Below are 2,022 nucleotides of genomic sequence, written 5' to 3'. Positions count from 1 at the left end.
CCGGTTTCTACAGGACAAAAGAGAAATTCAGGCAGGCCGTTAAGGATTTCTTCGACAATATCGGAAACTATAAAGAAGAGTTGGAGTCACTTCTGACTCTTAAATTCCGTTTGTCTAATTCGCAAACCATTTCTTTTTGACTATAATGTGGATATTCATCTATTTCAATTACGCCAAATCCAGCATGACAAGGGTTATAACCTTACTGCATTGGCACTCACAGCTAACTGCGTGCGGCGAGGAGCATAACTGCGATTCCAACACGATTACTAATCGTACAGCTTGACGGTTACTAATCGTACAGGCTAACGATTACTAATCGTGCACGGATCGAAGCTATGTGCGTTGAGGATAGAAGATAACTGTTTTTGCCAACCGACCTTTGTTGTACCGGATTTGTATCATGGCATGACGGGTTTCTGTAGAGACGATGTGCACATCGTCTCTACTATGATACTGCTTATAAAATGCGCGGATCAATGCACGGGAAGAATAAAACCGTCTCCCGGCAAAGCTTTCGCCTTACAGCAGCGCATCGAAAATCTTCCGCATGGCTGCATCGGCATGACGCTGCATGATGCGGAGGTAATTGCAGACAGGACGGTTGGCCTTCATGCTGTGCCCGATGCAGTATTCGATGGTTTCTATCTGGATGCCGAGGTCATACCCATGCTGGACGAAAGACTTCCGTGCCGAATAGAACGAGACGTTAGAAGAAACCCCTGCCAGACGTGCCACTTTTTTCATATACCGGTAAACCAGGCTATACACCTTATTATATATAGTGTTTCCTTCGAAAGCCAGCCTGCCGTCGGGCGAACGGTACCGCTCTATCAGCGTTCTTGCTTCGGGCTGAATGGAAAATACCGTTTCGTTTTCACCGCTTTTGCTTCTACGGGTTTTATGGCGGGCATATTTCAGGACCGTACCGCCATCGGCAAAACGGCAATCCAGCAAATCCCTCAAGTTGATTCCTCCCAAGTAATAGCTGAGCATAAAAATATCGCGCACGGTGATGAGGTGTCTGTCCGTCAGGTGCGCGTCACGTATCCGTTTCACCTCTTCTACCGTCAGGTCGAGTTCACGGATGCGGGCAGCCGGAAGTTTGCAAGCCGCAAAAGGATGTATGGCATAACGCACGTATCCCATTTTGACCGCATGGTTCAGCATGACCTTCATCAGCGTCAGGTAGATGCGTACCGTTGTATCCGAAAGCGCTTTCCGTTTCAGCTCCTCCCGGTATTGCCGGATGTGCCGCGGGTTTATCTGCTTCAGAAGCAAAGATTCGCCGAAGAGGGAGAAGAAATGTTTCAAAGCCGACTTGTAAAGCTTGTACGACTTGACTTGCTCGTTGTTTTCCATACTTTTCAGAAACTCGCCGGCAAACCGGGAGAAAGAAATCTCTTCCTTTTCCTTTGTTTGAAGGATGTAACGGATGATTTCAGTGCACGTCAATCCTTCGGCATACGGAAGGGTGGACAGAATTAAGGCGTATTCGTTCAGTTGCCTGTTCAGGATACGGTTGATTTGGTCGGCATAGGCATGCCGGACTACTTTGCCGTTCCGGAGCTGGGATTTGGAGTCCAAAAGAAAGGGAGTCGTGATATACAGGGTTTGCGAATGACGAGCCACCGCAATCCGGATGCGGTGCTTCCCGTTTGCCAATCGCTTGGCAGGAACGATTACAATAGAGAAAGTGGTCATGGTTTATCGTTTTTTTAGTCTTCTTCCTGCCGTATAGCCTCTAAAAGGCAAAGCGAACCGGAAGCGTATCTGTTAAATTTTAAGTTATAATTAGTTACGTTTAACGTTTTGCCAAAAGCAATTTTAACGCTTCGGATTTGAGAGAATTTTGCCTTCGAATTCCGATTTTAGGGCAAAAATGATAAAAAACCACCTATTTTGAGCGTAAAAAACCCACCGTCAAGTTAGAAGTGCAACTCCGCCACCGCCTTCCTCCGTCCTTGGAGCGTAGCGGAAAGGGCGGAGGAAGGCGGTGGAAGCCCGGAATCAGGGTCATCC

The 2,022-nt window shown here is 47.4% G+C and carries 1 protein-coding gene; it reads right to left on the bottom strand.

The features are described 5' to 3' along the window. Nucleotides 1-522 precede the first annotated feature (522 nt). The gene (locus tag B5F78_RS16505; protein ID WP_087407254.1) at nt 523-1,704 is read right to left on the bottom strand and encodes a tyrosine-type recombinase/integrase; all 1,182 of its coding nucleotides are present in this window, start codon (nt 1,702-1,704) and stop codon (nt 523-525) included. Nucleotides 1,705-2,022 lie beyond the last annotated feature (318 nt).

This window comes from Bacteroides sp. An279 (genome assembly GCF_002159615.1).
In the GTDB taxonomy this organism is placed as follows: Bacteria; Bacteroidota; Bacteroidia; order Bacteroidales; family Bacteroidaceae; genus Phocaeicola; species Phocaeicola intestinalis.
The sequence above is the reverse complement of the archived record's forward strand: the minus strand, read 5'-3'. Positions and strand labels throughout refer to the sequence as shown.

Bases quoted from the DNA above. Each gene is read 5' to 3' on its own strand.
- B5F78_RS16505 (WP_087407254.1), bottom strand. From the start codon at position 1,704: ATGACCACTTTCTCTATTGTAATCGTTCCTGCCAAGCGATTGGCAAAC.